This is a genomic window from Streptomyces sp. 63XJN7_1_ISO-PGPR-S23-121 (assembly GCF_056173025.1).
Genome location: NZ_CM149653.1, coordinates 2326293 through 2344429, shown reverse-complemented (window position 1 = coordinate 2344429; position 18137 = coordinate 2326293). Strand labels below are relative to the sequence as shown.

Below are 18137 nucleotides of genomic sequence, written 5' to 3'. Positions count from 1 at the left end.
CCGCGGGGCCCGTGAGCGAACGGGCCCCTGGGTGTGCTCCGGGCGGCGCGCGACGTGTGACGTTCCGTGCGCCGCCCGGAGGGTTTCGTCACGCCGTGCCGGTGAGGTGCTCCGGTCGTACCGGCGTGCGGTCGAGCGCCAGCCCGGTCGCGTTCCGGATGGCCGCGAGGACCGCCGGTGTCGACGACAGGGTGGGTGCCTCGCCGACGCCGCGCAGCCCGTACGGGGCGTGGTCGTCGGCGAGTTCGAGCACGTCGACGGGGATGGTCGGCGTGTCGAGAATCGTGGGGAGCAGGTAGTCCGTGAAGGACGGGTTCCCGACCATGGCCGTCTCCGGGTCGACCACGATCTCCTCCATCACCGCGATGCCCAGGCCCTGGACGGTGCCGCCCTGGATCTGGCCGATGACGGACAACGGGTTGAGGGCCTTGCCGACGTCCTGGGCGCAGGCCAGCTCGACGACCTTGACCAGGCCGAGCCCGGTGTCGACCTCGACGACGGCGCGGTGCGCGGCGAAGGAGTACTGGACGTGGCCGTCGCCCTGCCCGGTGCGCGAGTCGAAGGGCTCGGTCGGCCGGTGCCGCCACTCCTCCTCGACCTCGACGGCCTCGCCCTCCAGGACGTCCACGAGGCCGGCGAGGACCTCGCCGGCCTCGGTGACGACCTTGCCGCCCTCCAGGAGCAGTCCGGCGGTGGCCCAGGCCGGGTGGGAGGAGCCGAACCTGCGGCGGCCGATCTCCAGGACCCGCTCGCGGACCCGCTCGCAGGCGTTCCTCACGGCGCCGCCGGTGACGTAGGTCTGCCGGGAGGCCGAGGTGGAGCCGGCCGAGCCCACCCGGGTGTCGGCGGGGTGGATGGTGACCTGCGAGACGCCCAGCTCGGTGCGGGCGATCTGCGCGTGGACCGTGACACCGCCCTGGCCGACCTCCGCCATCGCGGTGTGCACGGTGACGACGGGCCGGCCGCCGACGACCTCCATGCGGACCCTGGCGGTGGAGTAGTCGTCGAAGCCCTCGGAGAAGCCGACGTTCTTGATGCCGACCGCGTACCCAATGCCCCGCACGACGTCCTCGCCGTGCGTGGTGTTGGACAGGCCGCCGGGCAGCTGCCGCACGTCGACGCCCTCGCTGGACTCCCACTGGCGCTCCGGCGGCATCGGCATCGCTGCGACCCGGCGCAGGAGTTCGGCGACCGGCGCCGGGGAGTCGACCCGCTGGCCGGTGGGCATGAGGGTGCCCTGCTCCATGGCGTTGATCCGGCGGAACTCCACCGGGTCCATGCCGAGTTCCGCGGCCACCCTGTCCATCTGGGCCTCGTAGGCGAAGCACGCCTGGACCGCGCCGAAGCCGCGCATGGCGCCGCAGGGCGGGTTGTTGGTGTAGAGGGCGAGGGCCTCGATGTCGACGTCGTCGACGGCGTACGGGCCGACGCCGAGCGAGGAGGCGTTGCCGACGACCGCCGGCGAGGCGGAGGCGTACGCGCCGCCGTCCAGGACGATGCGGCACTTCACGTGCGTGAGCCGGCCGTCCCGGGTGGCGCCGTGCTCGTAGTGGAGCTTCGCCGGGTGGCGGTGCACGTGCCCGAAGAAGGACTCGAAGCGGTTGTAGACGATCTTGACGGGCTTGCGGGTGCGCAGGGCCAGCAGACAGGCGTGGATCTGCATCGACAGGTCCTCGCGCCCGCCGAAGGCGCCGCCGACGCCGGACAGCGTCATGCGCACCTTGTCCTCGGGCAGCCCGAGGACCGGGGCGATCTGGCGCAGGTCGGAGTGGAGCCACTGGGTGGCGACGTAGAGGTCGACGCCGCCGTCCTCGGCCGGTACCGCGAGGCCGGACTCCGGGCCGAGGAAGGCCTGGTCCTGCATGCCGAACCGGTAGTCGCCCGTGACGATCACGTCGGCCCGCCGGGCGGCCGCGCCTGCGTCGCCGCGGACGATCGGCTGGCGGTGCAGGATGTTCGGGTGCGGGACGTGGTGGCGGTAGTGGTCGTCGCGGTTCTCGTGGACGAGGACCGCGTCGGGGGCGGTCGCGGAGGCCTCGTCGGTGACGAGGGGCAGTTCCCGGTACTCGACCTTGATCCTGGCGGCGGCGCGGCGCGCGGTCTCCGGGTGGTCGGCGGCGACGATCGCGACCGGCTCGCCGTGGTGGCGCACCTTGCCGTGGGCGAGGACCGGGGTGTCCCGGATCTCCAGGCCGTAGGCCCGCACGCCGGCCGGCAGATCGTCGTACGTCATGACCGCGTGGACGCCGGCCTGGGCGAGGGCCTCGCCGGTGTCGATGGAGACGATCTCGGCGTGCGCGACGGTGGAGCGCAGGACCTGGCCCCAGAGCATGTCCTCGTGCCACATGTCGGACGCGTACGCGAACTCTCCGGTGACCTTGAGGACGCCGTCCGGGCGGAGCGTGGACTCGCCGATGCCGCCCCGGGTCCGCGAACCCTGCGTGATCCTGGTGGGTGCGCCGATGGCAGTCATGCTCAGGCCCCCTCGGACCGGCGGGCTGCCGCCAGGCGGACCGCGTCCATGATCGTCTCGTAGCCCGTGCAGCGGCACAGGTTGCCCGACAGCGCCTCACGGATGTCCGCGTCGGCCGGGTCCGGGTTGCGCTCCAGCATCTCGTCGGCGGCGACGAGCAGGCCCGGGGTGCAGAAGCCGCACTGGACGGCGCCCGCGTCGATGAACGCCTGCTGGACCGGGGCCAGTCCGCCGTCCTCGCCGCTCCGCGGGCCGGGGTCCCGCCGGGGCCGGGCCTCGTCGAGCGTGGTGCCCTCGCCGCCGCCGGCGGCGCGGCGCGCGGCGCGCCGCCGGGCGTGGTCCGCCAGGCCCTCGACGGTGACCACCTCGCGGCCCTCGGCCTGGCCGGCCGCGACCAGGCAGGCGCACACCGGCACGCCGTCCAGGCGGACCGTGCAGGAGCCGCACTCGCCCTGCTCGCAGGCGTTCTTGGAGCCGGCCAGGCCGAGCCGCTCGCGCAGCACGTACAGCAGGGACTCGCCCTCCCAGACGTCGTCGGCCTCCTGCGGACGTCCGTTGACGGTGAGGTTGACACGCATCACTCGGCTCCTTCCGTGGTGCGGCGGGCGCCTCGGTACGCCTCCCAGGTCCAGGTGAGCGTCCGGCGGGCCATGACGCCGACCGCGTGGCGGCGGTAGCTCGCGGTGCCCCGCACGTCGTCGATCGGGGCGCAGGCGGCGGAGCACAGGTCCGCGAACCTCTTGACGGCCGACGGCGTGACGATCTGCCCGTTGTCCCAGAAGCCGCCCTCGTCGAGCGCCGCGTTCAGGAAGTCCTCGGCGGCCCTCGCCCGCACGGGGGTGGGCGCGGCCGAGCCGATGCCGGTGCGGACCGTGCGGGTTCCGGGGTGCAGGGCCAGGCCGAAGGCGCACACGGCGATGACCATGGCGTTGCGGGTGCCGACCTTGGAGAACTGCTGGGGACCGTCGGCCTTCGCGACGTGCACGGCGCGGATCAGCTCGTCGGGCTCCAGCGCGTTGCGCTTCACGCCGGTGTAGAACGCGTCGATCGGGATGCGGCGGGCGCCGCGCACCGACTCGACCTCGACCTCGGCGCCCGCGGCGAGCAGCGCCGGGTGGGCGTCGCCGGCCGGGGAGGCGGTGCCGAGGTTCCCGCCGACGCCGCCGCGGTTGCGGATCTGCGGGGAGGCGACCGTGTGCGAGGCGAGGGCGAGACCCGGCAGCTCGGCGCGCAGGTTCTCCATGATCCTCGTGTAGGGCACGGAGGCACCGAGCCGGACGGAGTCCTCGCGGACCTCCCACTCGGAGAGGTCGCCGACGCGGTTCAGGTCCATGAGGTACTCGGGCCGGCGGTGGCCGAAGTTGATCTCGACCATCACGTCGGTGCCACCCGCGAGCGGCACAGCGGTGGGGTGCTCGGCCTTCGCGGCGAGCGCCTCCTCCCAGCTGGCGGGGCGAAGGAAGTCCATGACCGGCTCTCTTCATCGTCTTGGGGGGCTGTGCGGCCCGAGCCGGTCGGGTGTGCGGCGGCCCGGTTCGTTCATGTGCTGTTCACGGGGAGTGGGCTCAGTACACCGCCCGGTGCTCCACCTGGGTCAGTCGCAGAAACCATGAAGGAGTTGGCTGGCCACGACAGGCATCTTGTAGATTCGTATGAACGGAGGTCCTCGGTGGCCTCTTCGTCTTCCTCCGGAAGCGGGCGGAACGGCCGCGTGACCTGGACCACGTCCCGGAAGCGGGTGAGCGGCGCTCGCCGGCCCGCCGGCCGGTCCCCCGAGCCGGACCCACCACGATCAAGCGAACATCTCGAGACGAAAGAACGGCGGCGACGAGAATGCGGCTGCGCGCACTGCTGGACACCGACGCGCTGGGCCTCAAGCTGCTCGGCGGCGAGGACGAGCTGGAACGCTCCGTCCGGGGCGTGATGACCACCGACCTGCGGGACCCCAGCCGCTACCTCTCGGGCGGGGAGCTGGTCCTCAGCGGCCTGGCCTGGCGCCGCGACGCCGCCGACTCCGAACCGTTCGTCCGGATCCTGGTGCAGGCCGGGGTGGTGGCCCTGGCCGCCGGCGAGGCCGAGCTCGGCAGTGTGCCGGAGGACCTGGTGACGGCGTGCGCGCGGCACCGGCTGCCGCTGTTCGCGGTGCACGAGTCGGTGGCGTTCGCGGCCATCACCGAGCACGTCGTGCGCCAGGTGTCCGGCGAGCGGGCCGGGGACCTGGCGGCCGTGGTGGACCGGCACCGGCGCATGATGACGTCCGGGCCCGCGGGCGGCGGCCCCGACGTGGTGCTGGACCTGCTCGGCTCCGACCTCGACCTGCGGGCCTGGGTGCTGTCCCCGACCGGGCGGCCGGTCGCCGACCCCAAGGACTCGGGCCCGGCGCTGCCCGCCGAGGTGCGCGCGAAGCTGGCGGCGGAGCACCTGGCCGCGACCCGCGCGGGCCGCCGGGCGCCGCACCGGGTGGCGGTGGGCGGGACGACGTACAGCCTCTTCCCCGTGCGCGGCTGGGGGCAGCGGCCGCCGGTGGCCGGGGCGGGACGCGCTCCGCAGGCCGCCCCGGACGTGCGCGGAGGCGTGCTGTCCGACTGGCTGCTGGCCGTGGAGGCGGACGCCGGGGACTGGGCCGAGGAGCGGCTCGACCTGCTGTACGGCGTCACCCAGCTGATAGCGGTCGAGCGGGACCGGCGGGACGCGGCGCGCACGGTGCGGCGGCGGCTCGCGCAGGAGGTGCTGGAGCTGGTGCAGACGGGCGCAGCGCCCGCCGAGATCGCGGCCCGGCTGCGGGTCGCGGCGCCGGTGCTGCTGCCCGGCCTGGGCGCCGCTCCCCACTGGCAGGTGGTGGTGGCCCGCGTCGAGTGGGAGGACGGCGGCGCCGAGGACGGGCCGGTCGCCCAGCGGCTCCTGGAGGAGATCCTCGTCGACCCGCCGGCGACGGGGCCCGAGCCCTCCGACCGCATCGCCGTGGCGCACACCGGCGAGGAGGCCATCGCGCTGGTGCCGCTGCCGGCGGTCTCCAGCGAGCACGACGGCTCCGAGGCCGGGATCCTCGCCGACGCGCTGCTGGCGTCCGTACGGGAGCCGCTGTCGGCGGGACTGGACGGCGACGGGCGGCTGACGCTGGGCGTCAGCGCGGCCGTGCACTCGGCGGAAGGGCTGCGCGGTGCGCTGGAGGAGGCCCGGCACGCACGGCGGGTCGCCGCGGCCAGGCCCGGCCGGGTGTGCGCGGCCGGCCACCAGGAACTGGCCTCGCACGTGCTGCTGCTCCCCTTCGTCCCGGACGACGTGCGCCGCGCCTTCACGGCCCGGCTGCTGGACCCGCTGCGGGACTACGACTGCCGTCACCGCGCCGAGCTGATCCCGACCCTGGAGGCCTTCCTCGACTGCGACGGCTCCTGGACGCGCTGTGCCACCCGGCTCCACCTGCACGTCAACACGCTGCGCTACCGCGTCGGGCGGATCGAGCAGTTGACGGGGCGTGACCTGTCGCGCCTCGAGGACAAGCTCGATTTCTTCCTGGCCCTGCGCATGAGCTGAGGCGCGGGGCGCGGAGCGCCCCCACCTCGGCCGCCGGAAACTCCCGCCACTTTGTGAAATCTTTCACCCACCCCCTTGGCCGGGCCCCTCGATTCGTGCTGAGATGCCGCCACCACTCGACGGCTCGACGGCGTGCTTGGGGAGGGCGACGTGGCGCATTCCGCCATGGCTGGTTCTGGTTGGGGAACGACCGAGGGTGACGATCCGCTCCAGACCGCGGTGTGGCGGCTGCGCTCGCGCGCCTGCTGGGCCGACGCGGTGGCCCTGCTGCAGCCGGTCACCGCGGCCACCGCGCTGCAGCGGACCGCGCTGCTGGTGGAGCGGTGCCTGTACACCGAGCAGGGCTGGGCGGAGGCGGAGGACGCGCTGCGCACCGCCGAGGCGCGGGCCCACACCGACGACGAGCGCGGGGCCGCCGCCTGTGAGCGCGGTCAGCTCGCCTACGCCGCCACCGTGCACGGCGTGCGCGACCGGGCCGACGAGGCGCGGGCCGCGCTGGGCCGGGCGGCGGCGCTGATCGCGCCGGGGGCGCGGGGCCGGGCGCTGCTGGACTTCCGGCGCGGCCTGGTCGCGGAGAACCTGACCCGCTCGCCGCAGTCCGCCCGCGCGGCGTACCGGCGGGCGCACGCGGGGGCGACCGCGCAGGGCGACCCGCTGCTGCAGTCCTTCACCTGGCGGCACCTGGCCGGACTCGCCCTCAGGGAGGGCGAGCTGGCGGACGCCCGGCACGGCTTCGCCGAGTCGCTCCGCATCCGCGAGGAGCTCGGGTACCTGGTCGGTACGGCCCCGGCGCTGGTGTCGCTCGCGGACGCGGAGTCCGAGCCGGAGGCGTCACGGCTGCGCGAGGAGGCCCGGCGGCTGCTGCGCCTGCTCGGCGGCGTGCCGACCTGGCTGGCCCGCCAGCTGGCCCCGCCGGCGACGGGGGCGGCGACGGCCTGACGAGGGGCGGCGACAGCGGGGCGCGCGGCCGGGCCGGGCCGGTCAGGGGGACCTGCTCCAGCGCGGCGACGTCGCCGCCCACGCCGTGTCCCACGCCGCGAGATTGCGCCGGTACAGCACCAGGCCGGTGACCCCGTGCGCGGCGAGGCCGGTGAGGACGACGCCCAGGAAGGCGAGGATCGCCCAGCCCATGGTGCGGCTGCGGATCTGATCGTCGTCCAGCGGCGGTCCGGTGACCGCTCCCGCCGCCTCCACCCAGACCAGGACGGTGCTCTCCGCGGGCAGCCCGGGCTCGACGTCGGCCTTCCCGGTCCTCGTCCCGCCGTCCGGGGCGGTGAACCGCACCTCCGCCGGATAACGGGTCTGCCGTGCCTCGTCCGAACCGGGTTCCGGGTGGCGCGGGGCGTCGTGGACGAGGACGGCGGGGACGTGGTCCCGGGTGCTCTCCTGGTGCGCGGCGAGGTCGCGGTAGTGCCGGTACGCGGCGTCGCCCGCCGTGAACATCGCCGCCGGGGCCGCCGCCAGCACGGCGAGCAGCAGTCCGAGCGCGATCCAGCCCTGCGCCCGGTCGGTACGGCGTCGCAGGGGGTTGCGCCGCCACCGCCACAGCAGGAGGTACGGGTGCTGCTGCTGTCGTGGTGCGGGAGCCGGAGGTGGCTGTGCTCGCGGTATGTCGCCGGCCACGGTGTGCCTCCTTCCAGGGTCCGGGCAGCCGGAGCGGGGCCGTGGGTGCCGGTGGCCGGCCGCGACGGCGGGGTACGGGGGCGCCGCCGCGGCCGGCCCCGGCGGCGGGGCCGCGGCCGTGGTCAGTGGGTGCAGGGGTGCGGCGGGTCCGCACCGGTGCCGGGGCCCGCGCCGGGGTCCGTGGACGGGTGGGCGTGAGCGGCCTCCAGGAGCCTGGCGGCGCCGCGGACCGCGGCGGTGTGCGGCGCCGGCACCGCCCGCAGGGGCGCGTGCAGCCGGGCGGTGAGCCGGCAGGTGATCTCGGGACGCAGGGCACCCCCGCCGGCCAGCAGCGGTCCCCGGCCCAGGGCGTCCACGGTCAGGGACGTGCGGTCCTGGCGCAGCATCGACGTCACCATGTCGACCACCGCCTCCGCGATCAGCGTCGCCGGGGTGGCGGCGTCCAGGTCGCCCGTGCCCAGCGCGGTACGGCGCGCGTCGAAGACGGCGCCGTCCACCAGCAGCACCACCTCGGTGAGATGGGCGCCGAGGTCCACCACCAGCAGGGGGTGGGACAGGTCCGCCCCGGCCGCCAGCGCGACGGCCCGCGCGCTGGGGACGGTCAGCACACTGCGCGGACGCAGCACCTCCACCGCCGTACGGGCCTCGGTGCGGTAGGCGAACCCGTCCAGGACGGGCGCGGTCACCACGACCAGCGGACGGGTGAACCGGGGCAGGCGGTTGCCGAGCAGCCGGTCCAGCATCCGGGCCGTGCCCTCGGTGTCGACGATGGAGCCGCGCTGGATGGGATACACCGCGCCGGCGCCGGGGAAGGTCACCGTCGGCACGTCGAGGATCATGCCCCGCCCGGCGACCCAGGCGCGGGTGCGGGCGCTGCCCATGTCGAGGGCGACGCCGCTGCACTGCCGGCACAGCGGCCACGGCCGGTGCCGGGACAGGGCGGCCCGGGGCCGCCGGACCACGGTCATCGTCCGGCCTCCCGCACCTGCTGGCAGCGCGCGCAGTAGCGGGCCTGCGGCACGATCATCAGACGCTCGCGGGCGATGGGACGCCGGCACAGGTGGCAGGAGCCGAAGCGGCCCTCGGCCATGCGGTCCAGCGCCGCCTCCACGTCGGCGAGCACCATGCGCGCGGAGGCCGCGAGCTGGATCCGCACCTCGGTCCGCGCGGCGGAGCGCCGCTCGAGCCGGTCGTCGGCGCGGGACGGGACGGCCGCGATCTGCCGCAGCTGCTCCTCGCGGAACAGCCGCTGCTCGAGGAGGCTGTCCCGGAGCGCGGCGAGGTCCTCGGGCGACAGACGCGTGTCGTGGTCGCCGATGATCTGTTGATTCACCACTTCACCCCTCAGCAGGGCGGGAGACGAAAACTGGACGGACGGTGCTCAGGCGGCGGCGCGGCGCTGGCAGGCGACGCAGTACCGCGTGTAGGGGAGGATCTCCAGGCGCTCGCCCGGGACGGGCTTGGTGCAGCCCAGGCAGGTGCCGTAGGTGCCGTTCTCGACGCGCGCGAAGGCCTCCTCGATCTCCTTGAGCACCCGCTCGATGGCCGTCTTCTGCGCGGACATGAGCTGGTCGTCCTGGCTGCTCTCGCCGAGGGCCGTCAGCTGGGTCATGCGGGTGTTGCGCGCGTGCTCGAGGCGCTGGCGGGCCTCGTGAGCGGTCAGCCGCTCGGGGCGGGGTTCGATGCGGGAGGCGTCGAGCGACACGATGAGTCCTTCTCTCGGGAGTACGGCGGGTGCGGCTGCTCCTCGTGACCGCGGCGGGGCCGGCGGCTCGAGGAAGTCCTGGGCAACCTCAACCCTGGCCGGACCGGGGGTGGATTCCCATCGGGCGCAGGCCCCATTTGCCCGGGGGCGCAGCATCCACTCCACGGTGTCCGGGGGCGGCCGTATGGGTGCGGTGCACTCTGGAAATGGGGGTCGGACCCCATCGACCCGGCGGCGCGGAAGGAGCAGGCTGGGCCCAGGCTCGGTCGTGTCAAGGGCCGCAGCTCCGACCGGGGTGCGCGATGACCGAAAGTAGAGGCTTGCCACGTCGCAGAAGGAGGCGTACTCCCGGTGTCCCTGTTCTGGCGGATCTTCGGGCTCAACGCGGTGGTGCTGGGCTTTGCCACGGCACTGCTGCTGTGGGCCCCGGTGACCGTCTCCGTACCGGTCCTGCTCACCGAGGCCGCGGTGCTGGTGGGCGGCATGACCGTCATGCTGGTCGCCAACGGCGCCCTGCTGCGCTGGGGCCTGTCGCCGCTGGACCGGCTCACGAAGCTGATGACCACGGTCGACCTGCTGCGTCCCGGCCAGCGGCTCCCGGTGTCCGGCGGTGGCGAGGTCCCCGAGCTGATCCGCACCTTCAACGCCATGCTCGACCGCCTGGAGCACGAGCGCGTCACCAGCAGCGCCCGCGTCCTGCTCGCCCAGGAGGCGGAGCGGCGCCGCATCGCGCAGGAGCTGCACGACGAGGTCGGGCAGAGCATGACCGCGATCCTGCTGGTGCTGGGGCGCGCGGCGGACGACGCCGACGAGCCGCTGCGCGGCGAACTGCACCAGGCGCAGGAGATCACCCGGGAGAGCCTGGACGAGGTCCGCCGCCTGGTGCGCCGGCTGCGCCCCGGGGTCCTGGACGACCTCGGCCTGATCAGCGCGCTGACCTCGCTCACGCACGACTTCGCCACCCACACCGGTCTGCGGGTCACCCGCCGTTTCGGGGCCGACCTGCCCGCCCTGGACCACGAGACGGAGCTGGTCCTCTACCGGGTCGCGCAGGAGAGCCTGACCAACGCCGCCCGCCACGCGGACGCCGAGCGCCTGGAGGTGAGCCTCGGCCGGGCCGACGGCGCGGTGGTCCTCGAGATCGCCGACGACGGCCGCGGCATCGAGGCGGCCTGCGAGGGCGCGGGCATCCGCGGCATGCGCGAACGGGCCCTGCTGATCGGGGCCGGCCTCGACATCACCTCGGCACCCGGGGCCGGCACCCGGATCCGGCTCACCGCACCCGTCCCCGCATCCAGGAAGCAGCCCTGACCATGTCCGACCCGTCCCTGCCCGCCGCGTCCGCACCCGTCGCGTCCGGGCCGCCCGCCGCCGATCCGTCCCGGATCCGCATCCTCCTCGCCGACGACCACGCGCTGGTACGCCGGGGTGTGCGCCTCATCCTCGACCGGGAGCCGGACCTCGAAGTGGTCGCCGAGGCCGGGGACGGCGCCGAGGCCATCGACATGGCCCGCGCCCACGCCGTGGACCTCGCCGTGCTGGACATCGCGATGCCGCGGCTGACGGGTCTCCAGGCGGCCCGGGAGCTGTCCGCGCTGAAGCCGGGGCTGCGCATCCTGATGCTGACGATGCACGACAACGAGCAGTACCTGTTCCAGGCACTGAAGTCGGGTGCCTGCGGATACGTCCTGAAGTCCGTCGCCGACCGCGACCTGGTCGCCGCGTGCCGGGCCGCGATGCGCGACGAGCCGTTCCTCTACCCCGGCGCGGTCACCGCCCTGATCCGCAACTACCTCGACCGGGTCCGGCACGGCGAGGAGACCGCCGACCACATCCTGACCCCCCGTGAGGAGGAGGTCCTCAAGCTCGTCGCCGAGGGCCACTCGTCGAAGGAGATCGCCGAGATCCTCTTCATCAGCATCAAGACCGTCCAGCGGCACCGCGCGAACCTGCTGCAGAAGCTCGGCCTGCGCGACCGGCTGGAGCTGACCCGGTACGCCATCCGCGCCGGGCTCATCGAGCCCTGACCCCCGCCACCCCCTCCCCCGGACCGCCCGGGGCTCTGGCCGCCCACTCCCCGGCCGGAGCTCCGGGCTCACCCCCGCGCGCCCACCACGAAAGGGGACGGCGCATGCGCCCCGCACCCTGGACCCGGCACCCGGACGCCTCCGGGCCCGCGGAGTCCGGCGTGCGCTCCCCGGGACTCGGCCGGCGTGCGGGCGGAGCGCCGGGGGCCGCCGCTCGGCCGGCGCGTCCCGGCGCCGGCGGCCGACGGCTCGCGGCGACGTTCACCGTGCTGCTGGCCGTCCTGCTGGTCCTGGTCCCGGCGTGGCCCGCGCCGGACGCCCGCGTCGCACCCGGCGGGCCGCTCCCGGTCCACTCGGTCACGGCCGTCCCCCACCCGGACGCCGGGTTCCACGACGACGACGGCTGCCCGGGCACCTGCGCCACCCAGGCCAGGCCCCGCCACGACCACCTGGGCGAACGCCCCCCGGTACCGGACCACCTCGCCGTCACCGCACACGGGACCGGTGCCGTCCCGGCCGCCCACGGGCGACGGACCCCGACGGCACCCGGCTCCCCCTCCGTCTCCCCCGGCCGCACGCGCCACGACCGCGGGCGAGCGCCTCCCGCACCCTCCGGCACCTGACGCTCCCCTTTTTCCTGCTTTCCCTTCCTTCTTCCGTCGCGGCCGCGCAGGCCGCCGCCGCGGCGTGCCTGCCGGAGGCCCGTGTGAAACGTTCACGTCCCCGACCCCGCTCCCGTTCCCGCGCGCAGTCGCGTTCGCTCCGCCTGCGTGCGCTGGTCGCCCTGGCCGTGATCGCCGTGTCGGTGGCCATCGCCCTGACCCTGCCGGTCCGCCTCGGACTCGATCTGCGCGGCGGCACCCAGATCGTGCTGGAGACCAGATCCACGTCCACCGCCAAGGCCGACCGCGCGGCCACCGACCGCACCGTGGAGGTGCTGCGCGGCCGGATCGACGCGCTCGGGGTCGCCGAGCCGAGCATCGTCCGCTCCGGCGACAATCGTGTGGTCGTCGAGCTGCCGGGTGTGCAGGACCCCGAGAAGGCGGCCGACGTGCTGGGCCGCACCGCACAGCTCACCGTCCACGCGGTGCTCGGCGCCGCCGAGACGCCGGGGGGCGGCACCGAGCGGCCCGCCGACGCCTCGAAGGAGCGGGTCCTGCCGGACGAGTCCGGCCAGTCGCTGCGGCTGGCGCCGGCCGGACTGACCGGTCAGGACGTCAAGGGCGCCGACGCCCGGTTCGACCAGCAGAACGGGGCCGGCTGGCACGTCACCGTGGACTTCAAGGACCGGGGCAGCGACCGATGGGCCCGGGTGACCGGCGAGGCCGCCTGCCACCCGGCCGGTGACCCGCAGCGCCGGGTCGCCATCGTGCTCGACGACAAGATCATCTCCTCGCCGCAGGTCGACCCCTCGGTGGCCTGCGGGGCGGGCATCTCCGGCGGCTCCACGCAGATCACCGGCTCCTTCGACGACGCCGAGGCCCGCGAACTGGCCCTGCTCGTCAAGGGCGGCGCCCTGCCGGTGCCGGTGGACACGGTGGAGCAGCGCACCATCGGCGCCACCCTCGGCGACGCCGCCATCTCGGCCGGTGCCTGGGCCGCGGTCATCGGCACCGCGCTGACCGCGCTGTTCATCATCGTCGTCTACCGGCTCATGGGCGCCCTCGCCACCGTGGCCCTGCTCTGCTACGGCGTCATCTCCTACGCCGCCCTGGCCGCGGTCGGCGCGACGCTGACCCTGCCCGGCCTGGCCGGGTTCGTCCTGGCGATCGGCATGGCGGTGGACGCCAACGTCCTGGTGTTCGAACGGGCGCGGGAGGAGCAGGCCCTGCGAACCCGGCCGAGTACGCGTTCGGCGCTGACCACCGGTTTCCGCAGCGCCTTCAGCGCGATCGCCGACTCCAACATCACCACGCTCATCGCCGCCGCCCTGCTGTTCTTCCTTGCCTCCGGTCCGGTCAAGGGCTTCGGCGTCACCCTGGGCATCGGTGTCCTCGCCTCGATGGTCAGCGCGCTGGTGATCATGCGGGTGCTCGCCGAGTTCGCCGTGAGCCGCCCGTCGGTGCGCCGCCGCCCGCACCTCACGGGCATCTCCACCACCGGCCCGGTCCGCGACGCCCTGCTGCGCCGCGACCCCTTCCTGATGCGCCGGCCGCGCCGCTGGCTGGCCACCTCCGGCATCGTCCTGGTGCTGGCCGGCTCGGGCATCGTGGCCCGCGGCCTCGACTTCGGCATCGAGTTCACCGGCGGACGGCTCATCGAGTACACGACGGCGACCGAGGTCGATCCCGACCGGGCCCGCACCGCGCTCGCCGACGCGGGCTTCCCGCGGGCGGTCGTGCAGTCCTCCGGCGACAACGGCCTCACGGTGCGCACCGAGGAGCTGACCGACGCGGAGGCGGCCACCGTCACCGAGACGGTCGGCGGGCTCGGCGGTGAGACCGAGAAGGTCCGCGACGAGCTGATCGGCCCCAGTCTCGGCGAGGAGCTGCGCCGGGACGCCCTCATCGCCCTGGGGCTGGCCCTCGGCGCCCAGCTGCTGTACCTGGCCGCCCGCTTCCGATGGCTGTTCGGGACCGCGGCCGTGGGGGCACTGGCGCACGACGTGGTCATCCTGGTCGGCGTGTTCGCCTGGCTCGGCAAGCCCATCGACGGGGTGTTCCTGGCGGCGCTGCTGACCGTCATCGGCTACTCGGTCAACGACTCGGTGGTCCTGTTCGACCGGGTCCGCGAACTGCTCGGGAAGGACCGCAGGACGCCGTTCGCCCGGCTCGCGAACCAGGCGATCCTGCAGACGCTGCCGCGGACGGTCAACACCGGCATGGGCGCGGTGCTGATCCTCGCCGCGCTGGCGGTGCTCGCCCAGGACTCGCTCACCGACTTCGCCGTCGCCCTGCTGATCGGCGTGGTGGTCGGAACGTACTCGTCGGTGTTCACCGCCGCCCCGCTCGCCGTGGAGCTGTACGGCCGCGGGACCGGGCGGCGCGCCTCGCGCGGCGCGGGCGGGACCGGCGGGAAGCCGGCGGCGCGGCGGCGCACGCGGGAGCAGGGGGCCCGGGAGGTGTCGCAGGAGGTCCCGTGAGGGGTCGCGGGAGGACCGCGGGGGCGGGCCCGGCTCAGGGGGTGGCGGCGAAGTGTCCCGCCACCAGGGCCCGCACCGCGTCCTGGTCGCCGGCGATCAGCGCGTCCAGCAGCGCCGTGTGCTCGTGCGCGTCGGCGATCAGGTCGGCCCGGCCCCGCGTCGCGGGGTCGCCGGCCGGCGGCCACTGGGCGCGGCGGTGCAGGTCGCCGGCGATCCGGACGAGCTGGTCGTTGCCGCCGAGCGCGAGCAGCTCGCGGTGGAAGACGCGGTCGGACTCGGCGTAGGTCGCCGGGCATCCGGAGGACGCGGCCCGGACGGTGGCCTCGGCGACGGGGCGCAGCCGGGCCCACCGCTCGGCGGGCACGGTGCGGGCCAGCCGCAGCAGGACCGGGACCTCGAGCAGGGCCCGGACCTCGGCGAGCTCGGCCAGTTCCCGGGCGCCCCGCTCGACGACGCGGAATCCGCGGTTGGGGACGACCTCGACGGCGCCCTCCAGCGCGAGCTGCTGCATGGCCTCGCGCACGGGGGTGGCGGAGACACCGAACCGTTCGCCGAGCACGGGGGCCGAGTGGACCTCGCCGGGGCGCAGCTCCCCGGCGGCCAGTGCGGCGCGCAGGGCGTCGAGGACCTGCCCGCGCACGGAGGACCGCCGCACGAGGGCGCGGGGCCGGCCGAGGGGGCGTTCGCCGTGCGTGTGCTCACCGCGCGCGCTCCCGCCCGGGTCCGGGGCGCCGTCCCGTTCCCGGGCCGCGGCGCCGGGCTGGGCGGGCACCCGGACCTGCCCGGCGGAGCCGGGTGTGCTCTGCTCCACGGGTCCTCCTCCTGGGCGTGCCGGTGATCGGGGGTCATGACGGCGGGTCGCCGTCCGGTCCGTCAAGCACCCTACGTCCACCACCCGCCCCTTCCCCTGCCGAAGATCTTGGGTAAGGTAAGGCTTACCTCAAGCAATCCGTTGCCCTGACGTGGATCGGTGGTCCCGCATGCCTGTCTCCCACCCGGCCGTCGCGGACTCCTACGCCCGCCTGTCCGAGGTCCTGCCGGGACTGGGCATCACCGCGCCGGACGCCGGGGAGGAACTGCCCGGCGGGGGCGGCTGGGTCGCCGCCGCCTCGCTCGCGGCCGGCGGGGCGGAGCTGGAGGCGTTCCTCGCCTGGGACGACGCCCAGGTGGTGCGCGACTACGGGCAGCGGGCCCGGCCCGACGTGGTCGCGAGCTTCGGACTGCACCGGTACGCCTGGCCGGCCTGCCTGCTGATCACGGTGCCGTGGTTCCTGCACCGCAGGGTGCCCCGCTACCCGGCCGCGCACGTCGCCTTCGACCGCACCGCCGCGGGACTGCCGCTGGGCCGCATGGCCGTGCGGCCCAGCGGCTTCGCCTGCCTGCCCGGCGACCCCGCCGCCGCCCTGCCCGGCGCCCGGGTGGTCGCCGACGAGGAGGCGCTGCGGGCCGAGGTGCGGGCCGCGGTCGCCGAGCACCTGGAGCCGGTGCTGGCCGGGTTCGGACCGCGCATGCGCCGCCGCGGGCGGGCCCTGTGGGGCATGGCGACCGACGAGGTCGTCGAGGGCCTCTGGTACGTCGCCCACCTGTTCGGCGAACAGGAGCGGGCGCGCGAGGAACTGGAGCTGCTGCTGCCGGGGGCGACCAAACCGTACGTCGGCAAGGCCGCGTTCCGGGAGCTGACCGGACCGGACGGCGAACCGCTGCACACCCGGGACCGGGCGAGCTGCTGCATGTTCTACACGCTGCGACCCGAGGACACGTGCGCCACCTGCCCGCGCACCTGCGACGCGGACCGCGTCAACAAGCTGCTCGCCACCGCCGGTTGAGCCGCCCGCGGTACGACGGCCCGGCGCCGCTCCGCTAAGATCACCCGGGCCGGTTCCCGCGACGTCCGCACGACGTTTCACAACTTCCCCACCTGCCGCGGGAACTTTCCGCGGAACCACCCGTACGGGTATCCTTATTCGAACTCAACTCCCGTCCCTCAAGCGGCAGTTCGAGCAGATCGCCGTCCCCGGGCAACCCCCCTCACTCCCTCGGCGGCCTCTTGCCCCGAAACCCCCTGAGGGCTGCCGGGTTTGGGCCACCATGGCGGGCGTTACGCCCTATCCCAAGGCAAGGGACCCCAGATGAGATTGACCGACATATCGCTGAACTGGCTGCTTCCGGGCGCCGTGCTGCTCCTGGGCATGCTGGCGGCGGTGGCGGTGCTCGCGCGCGGCAAGCGCTCCTCGGGGAAGGACGCGGGCGCGGACGACTCGTGGGAGCGTGCCGAGGAGCGCCGCAGGCGCAAGGAGGCCCTCTACGGCACCTTCTCCTACGTGCTGCTCTTCTGCTGCGCCGCGGTCGCCGCGGCCCTCTCCTTCCACGGACTGGTCGGCTTCGGCGAGCAGAACCTCGGCCTGAGCGACGGCTGGCAGTACCTGGTCCCGTTCGGCCTCGACGGGGCGGCGATGTTCTGCTCCGTGCTCGCGGTGCGCGAGGCCAGCCACGGTGACGCGGCGCTCGGCTCCCGGATACTCGTGTGGGCCTTCGCGTTCGCCGCCGCCTGGTTCAACTGGGTGCACGCGCCCCGGGGCCTGGGCCACGCGGGCGCCCCGCACTTCTTCGCCGGCATGTCCCTGTCGGCGGCGGTGCTGTTCGACCGGGCGCTGAAGCAGACCCGCCGGGCCGCGCTGCGCGAGCAGGGCCTGGTGCCGCGTCCGCTGCCGCAGATCCGCATGGTCCGCTGGCTGCGGGCCCCCCGGGAGACCTACCGCGCCTGGTCGCTGATGCTCCTCGAGGGCGTGCGCAGCCTGGACGAGGCCGTCGAGGAAGTGCGCGACGACCGGCGTCAGAAGGAGGAGACCCGCCAGCGGCGCCGCGAGCAGGAGCGCCTGGAGCGGGCCCAGTTGAAGGCGATCAGCCGGGGCCACGGCCACCGGGGTTTCCCCGGCCGCGGCGGCCGGCAGGTCGAGGTGGACGTCCAGCAGGTGGAGCGCGGCTCCGAACGGGCTGCCGCGGAGCCTGCCATATCCACTCCGGAGCAGCTGCCCGTACGCCAGCTTCCCTCGCTGCAGCCCGTGCGCAGCGGAGCTGACCCGCTCACCGTCGACCTCACCGCGGAGGACGACACCCAGGCCCTGCCGCGCCTGGACTCCCTGGAGCGCAAGCTCAAGGACCTGGAGCAGCAGTTCGGCTAGGACGCCATGGGCGGCCTGTGCCGCCGCACCGCCGCAGGGGCGTGACCGCGTGTCGCGCCCCTGCGGCGTTCACGCGGCCGCCGCGCCCAGCTCGAACCAGACCGCCTTGCCCCCGTCGTGCGCCCGCACCCCCCACGCGTCCGCCAGGGACCGCACCAGCACCAGGCCCCTGCCGTGGGTGCTCTCGTCCGGTGCCGGGGCGCGCTGCCGGGGCAGCCGGGCGGCGCGGTCCCGTACCTCCACCCGCAGCCCGCGCTCGGAGACCGTGGCGGTCAGCAGCGCGTCGTCGTCGGTGTGCACGAGCGCGTTGGTGACGAGCTCGCTGGTGAGCAGCTCCGCGACCTCCGACTGTCCCGGTTCGCCCCAGTGCCGCAACAGCTCGCGCAGCGCCCGGCGGGCCTCGGGCACCGCCCGCAGGTCCGCCCGGCCCAGACTGCGCCTGAGCTGCGGCACCGTCTTCCTTTCCGTGTCCCCCGTCGGCGTGCCGATGTCATCTCCCCTTCTACTGATC

General features: G+C 74.9%; 17 protein-coding genes. 8 read left to right on the top strand and 9 right to left on the bottom strand.

Annotation, left to right across the window (positions count from 1 at the left end):
* Positions 1–88: 88 nt before the first annotated feature.
* Genes AC0VYN_RS10360 through AC0VYN_RS10350 form a run of 3 tightly spaced genes read right to left on the bottom strand, consistent with a single transcriptional unit; the run spans position 89 to position 3941 of the window.
* Positions 89–2473 carry a xanthine dehydrogenase family protein molybdopterin-binding subunit gene (locus AC0VYN_RS10360; protein ID WP_475535726.1) on the bottom strand — a complete coding sequence of 795 codons (2385 nt, stop codon included), beginning with the start codon at positions 2471–2473 and terminating at the stop codon, positions 89–91.
* A gap of 2 nt (positions 2474–2475) precedes the next feature.
* Positions 2476–3051 (bottom strand): (2Fe-2S)-binding protein, encoded by a 576-nt coding sequence (locus tag AC0VYN_RS10355; protein WP_475535725.1) that lies wholly within the window; start codon positions 3049–3051, stop codon positions 2476–2478.
* A complete protein-coding gene (locus AC0VYN_RS10350) occupies positions 3051–3941 on the bottom strand; it encodes an FAD binding domain-containing protein (protein WP_475535724.1) in 891 nt (296 codons plus the stop codon). Before AC0VYN_RS10350 ends, AC0VYN_RS10355 begins: the two co-directional genes overlap by 1 nt.
* Positions 3942–4306: 365 nt before the next feature.
* Between AC0VYN_RS10350 and AC0VYN_RS10345 the strand changes: the two genes are divergently transcribed.
* Positions 4307–6007, top strand: a complete 1701-nt coding sequence (locus AC0VYN_RS10345) for a PucR family transcriptional regulator (RefSeq protein WP_475535723.1) — start codon at positions 4307–4309, stop codon at positions 6005–6007.
* Between the two features lie 150 nt (positions 6008–6157).
* Positions 6158–6946, top strand: a complete 789-nt coding sequence (locus AC0VYN_RS10340) for a hypothetical protein (RefSeq protein WP_475535722.1) — start codon at positions 6158–6160, stop codon at positions 6944–6946.
* Positions 6947–6988: 42 nt separating this feature from the next.
* On the opposite strand, the gene AC0VYN_RS10335 is transcribed toward AC0VYN_RS10340, so the two are convergent.
* From AC0VYN_RS10335 to AC0VYN_RS10320, 4 genes are all read right to left on the bottom strand, one after another.
* Positions 6989–7630: an Rv1733c family protein gene (locus tag AC0VYN_RS10335; protein ID WP_475535721.1), complete on the bottom strand. Its 642-nt coding sequence runs from the start codon at positions 7628–7630 to the stop codon at positions 6989–6991.
* Between the two features lie 122 nt (positions 7631–7752).
* Complete coding sequence (locus tag AC0VYN_RS10330; protein WP_475535720.1) at positions 7753–8598, bottom strand: rod shape-determining protein; 846 nt, start codon at positions 8596–8598, stop codon at positions 7753–7755.
* Positions 8595–8966 (bottom strand): TraR/DksA family transcriptional regulator, encoded by a 372-nt coding sequence (locus AC0VYN_RS10325; RefSeq protein ID WP_475535719.1) that lies wholly within the window; start codon positions 8964–8966, stop codon positions 8595–8597. Before AC0VYN_RS10325 ends, AC0VYN_RS10330 begins: the two co-directional genes overlap by 4 nt.
* 45 nt (positions 8967–9011) lie before the next feature.
* Positions 9012–9335, bottom strand: a complete 324-nt coding sequence (locus tag AC0VYN_RS10320) for a TraR/DksA C4-type zinc finger protein (RefSeq protein ID WP_385459607.1) — start codon at positions 9333–9335, stop codon at positions 9012–9014.
* Positions 9336–9686: 351 nt separating this feature from the next.
* On the opposite strand from AC0VYN_RS10320, the gene AC0VYN_RS10315 reads away from it, so the two are divergent.
* From AC0VYN_RS10315 to secD, 4 genes are all read left to right on the top strand, one after another.
* Positions 9687–10646 carry a HAMP domain-containing sensor histidine kinase gene (locus tag AC0VYN_RS10315; protein WP_386921981.1) on the top strand — a complete coding sequence of 320 codons (960 nt, stop codon included), beginning with the start codon at positions 9687–9689 and terminating at the stop codon, positions 10644–10646.
* 2 nt (positions 10647–10648) lie between these two features.
* Positions 10649–11362, top strand: coding sequence for a response regulator (locus AC0VYN_RS10310; RefSeq protein ID WP_385459611.1), 714 nt, complete (start codon positions 10649–10651; stop codon positions 11360–11362).
* A 104-nt stretch (positions 11363–11466) separates the two neighbouring features.
* On the top strand, positions 11467–11985 hold the full coding sequence (locus tag AC0VYN_RS10305) for a hypothetical protein (protein WP_475535718.1): 519 nt from the start codon (positions 11467–11469) through the stop codon (positions 11983–11985).
* Positions 11986–12068: 83 nt separating this feature from the next.
* Positions 12069–14444 (top strand): protein translocase subunit SecD, encoded by a 2376-nt coding sequence (gene secD / locus AC0VYN_RS10300; RefSeq protein ID WP_475535717.1) that lies wholly within the window; start codon positions 12069–12071, stop codon positions 14442–14444.
* A 34-nt stretch (positions 14445–14478) separates the two neighbouring features.
* On the opposite strand, the gene AC0VYN_RS10295 is transcribed toward secD, so the two are convergent.
* Positions 14479–15255, bottom strand: a complete 777-nt coding sequence (locus AC0VYN_RS10295) for a GntR family transcriptional regulator (RefSeq protein WP_475535716.1) — start codon at positions 15253–15255, stop codon at positions 14479–14481.
* 169 nt (positions 15256–15424) lie between these two features.
* Between AC0VYN_RS10295 and AC0VYN_RS10290 the strand changes: the two genes are divergently transcribed.
* Together AC0VYN_RS10290 and AC0VYN_RS10285 are read left to right on the top strand one after the other, a co-directional pair.
* Positions 15425–16270 (top strand): (2Fe-2S)-binding protein, encoded by an 846-nt coding sequence (locus AC0VYN_RS10290; RefSeq protein ID WP_385459619.1) that lies wholly within the window; start codon positions 15425–15427, stop codon positions 16268–16270.
* 303 nt (positions 16271–16573) lie between these two features.
* Positions 16574–17626, top strand: a complete 1053-nt coding sequence (locus AC0VYN_RS10285; protein ID WP_385459621.1) for a DUF2637 domain-containing protein — start codon at positions 16574–16576, stop codon at positions 17624–17626.
* 69 nt (positions 17627–17695) lie between these two features.
* Here AC0VYN_RS10285 and AC0VYN_RS10280 read toward each other — a convergent pair whose 3' ends face one another.
* Positions 17696–18079, bottom strand: a complete 384-nt coding sequence (locus tag AC0VYN_RS10280) for an ATP-binding protein (RefSeq protein ID WP_385459623.1) — start codon at positions 18077–18079, stop codon at positions 17696–17698.
* Positions 18080–18137 lie beyond the last annotated feature (58 nt).

Coding starts and splice junctions, on each gene's coding strand:
- AC0VYN_RS10360 (WP_475535726.1), bottom strand. CDS start 2,473: ATGACTGCCATCGGCGCACCCACCAGGATCACGCAGGGTTCGCGGACC.
- AC0VYN_RS10355 (WP_475535725.1), bottom strand. CDS start 3,051: ATGCGTGTCAACCTCACCGTCAACGGACGTCCGCAGGAGGCCGACGAC.
- AC0VYN_RS10350 (WP_475535724.1), bottom strand. CDS start 3,941: ATGGACTTCCTTCGCCCCGCCAGCTGGGAGGAGGCGCTCGCCGCGAAG.
- AC0VYN_RS10345 (WP_475535723.1), top strand. CDS start 4,307: ATGCGGCTGCGCGCACTGCTGGACACCGACGCGCTGGGCCTCAAGCTG.
- AC0VYN_RS10330 (WP_475535720.1), bottom strand. CDS start 8,598: ATGACCGTGGTCCGGCGGCCCCGGGCCGCCCTGTCCCGGCACCGGCCG.
- AC0VYN_RS10310 (WP_385459611.1), top strand. CDS start 10,649: ATGTCCGACCCGTCCCTGCCCGCCGCGTCCGCACCCGTCGCGTCCGGG.
- AC0VYN_RS10305 (WP_475535718.1), top strand. CDS start 11,467: ATGCGCCCCGCACCCTGGACCCGGCACCCGGACGCCTCCGGGCCCGCG.
- AC0VYN_RS10290 (WP_385459619.1), top strand. CDS start 15,425: ATGCCTGTCTCCCACCCGGCCGTCGCGGACTCCTACGCCCGCCTGTCC.
- AC0VYN_RS10285 (WP_385459621.1), top strand. CDS start 16,574: ATGAGATTGACCGACATATCGCTGAACTGGCTGCTTCCGGGCGCCGTG.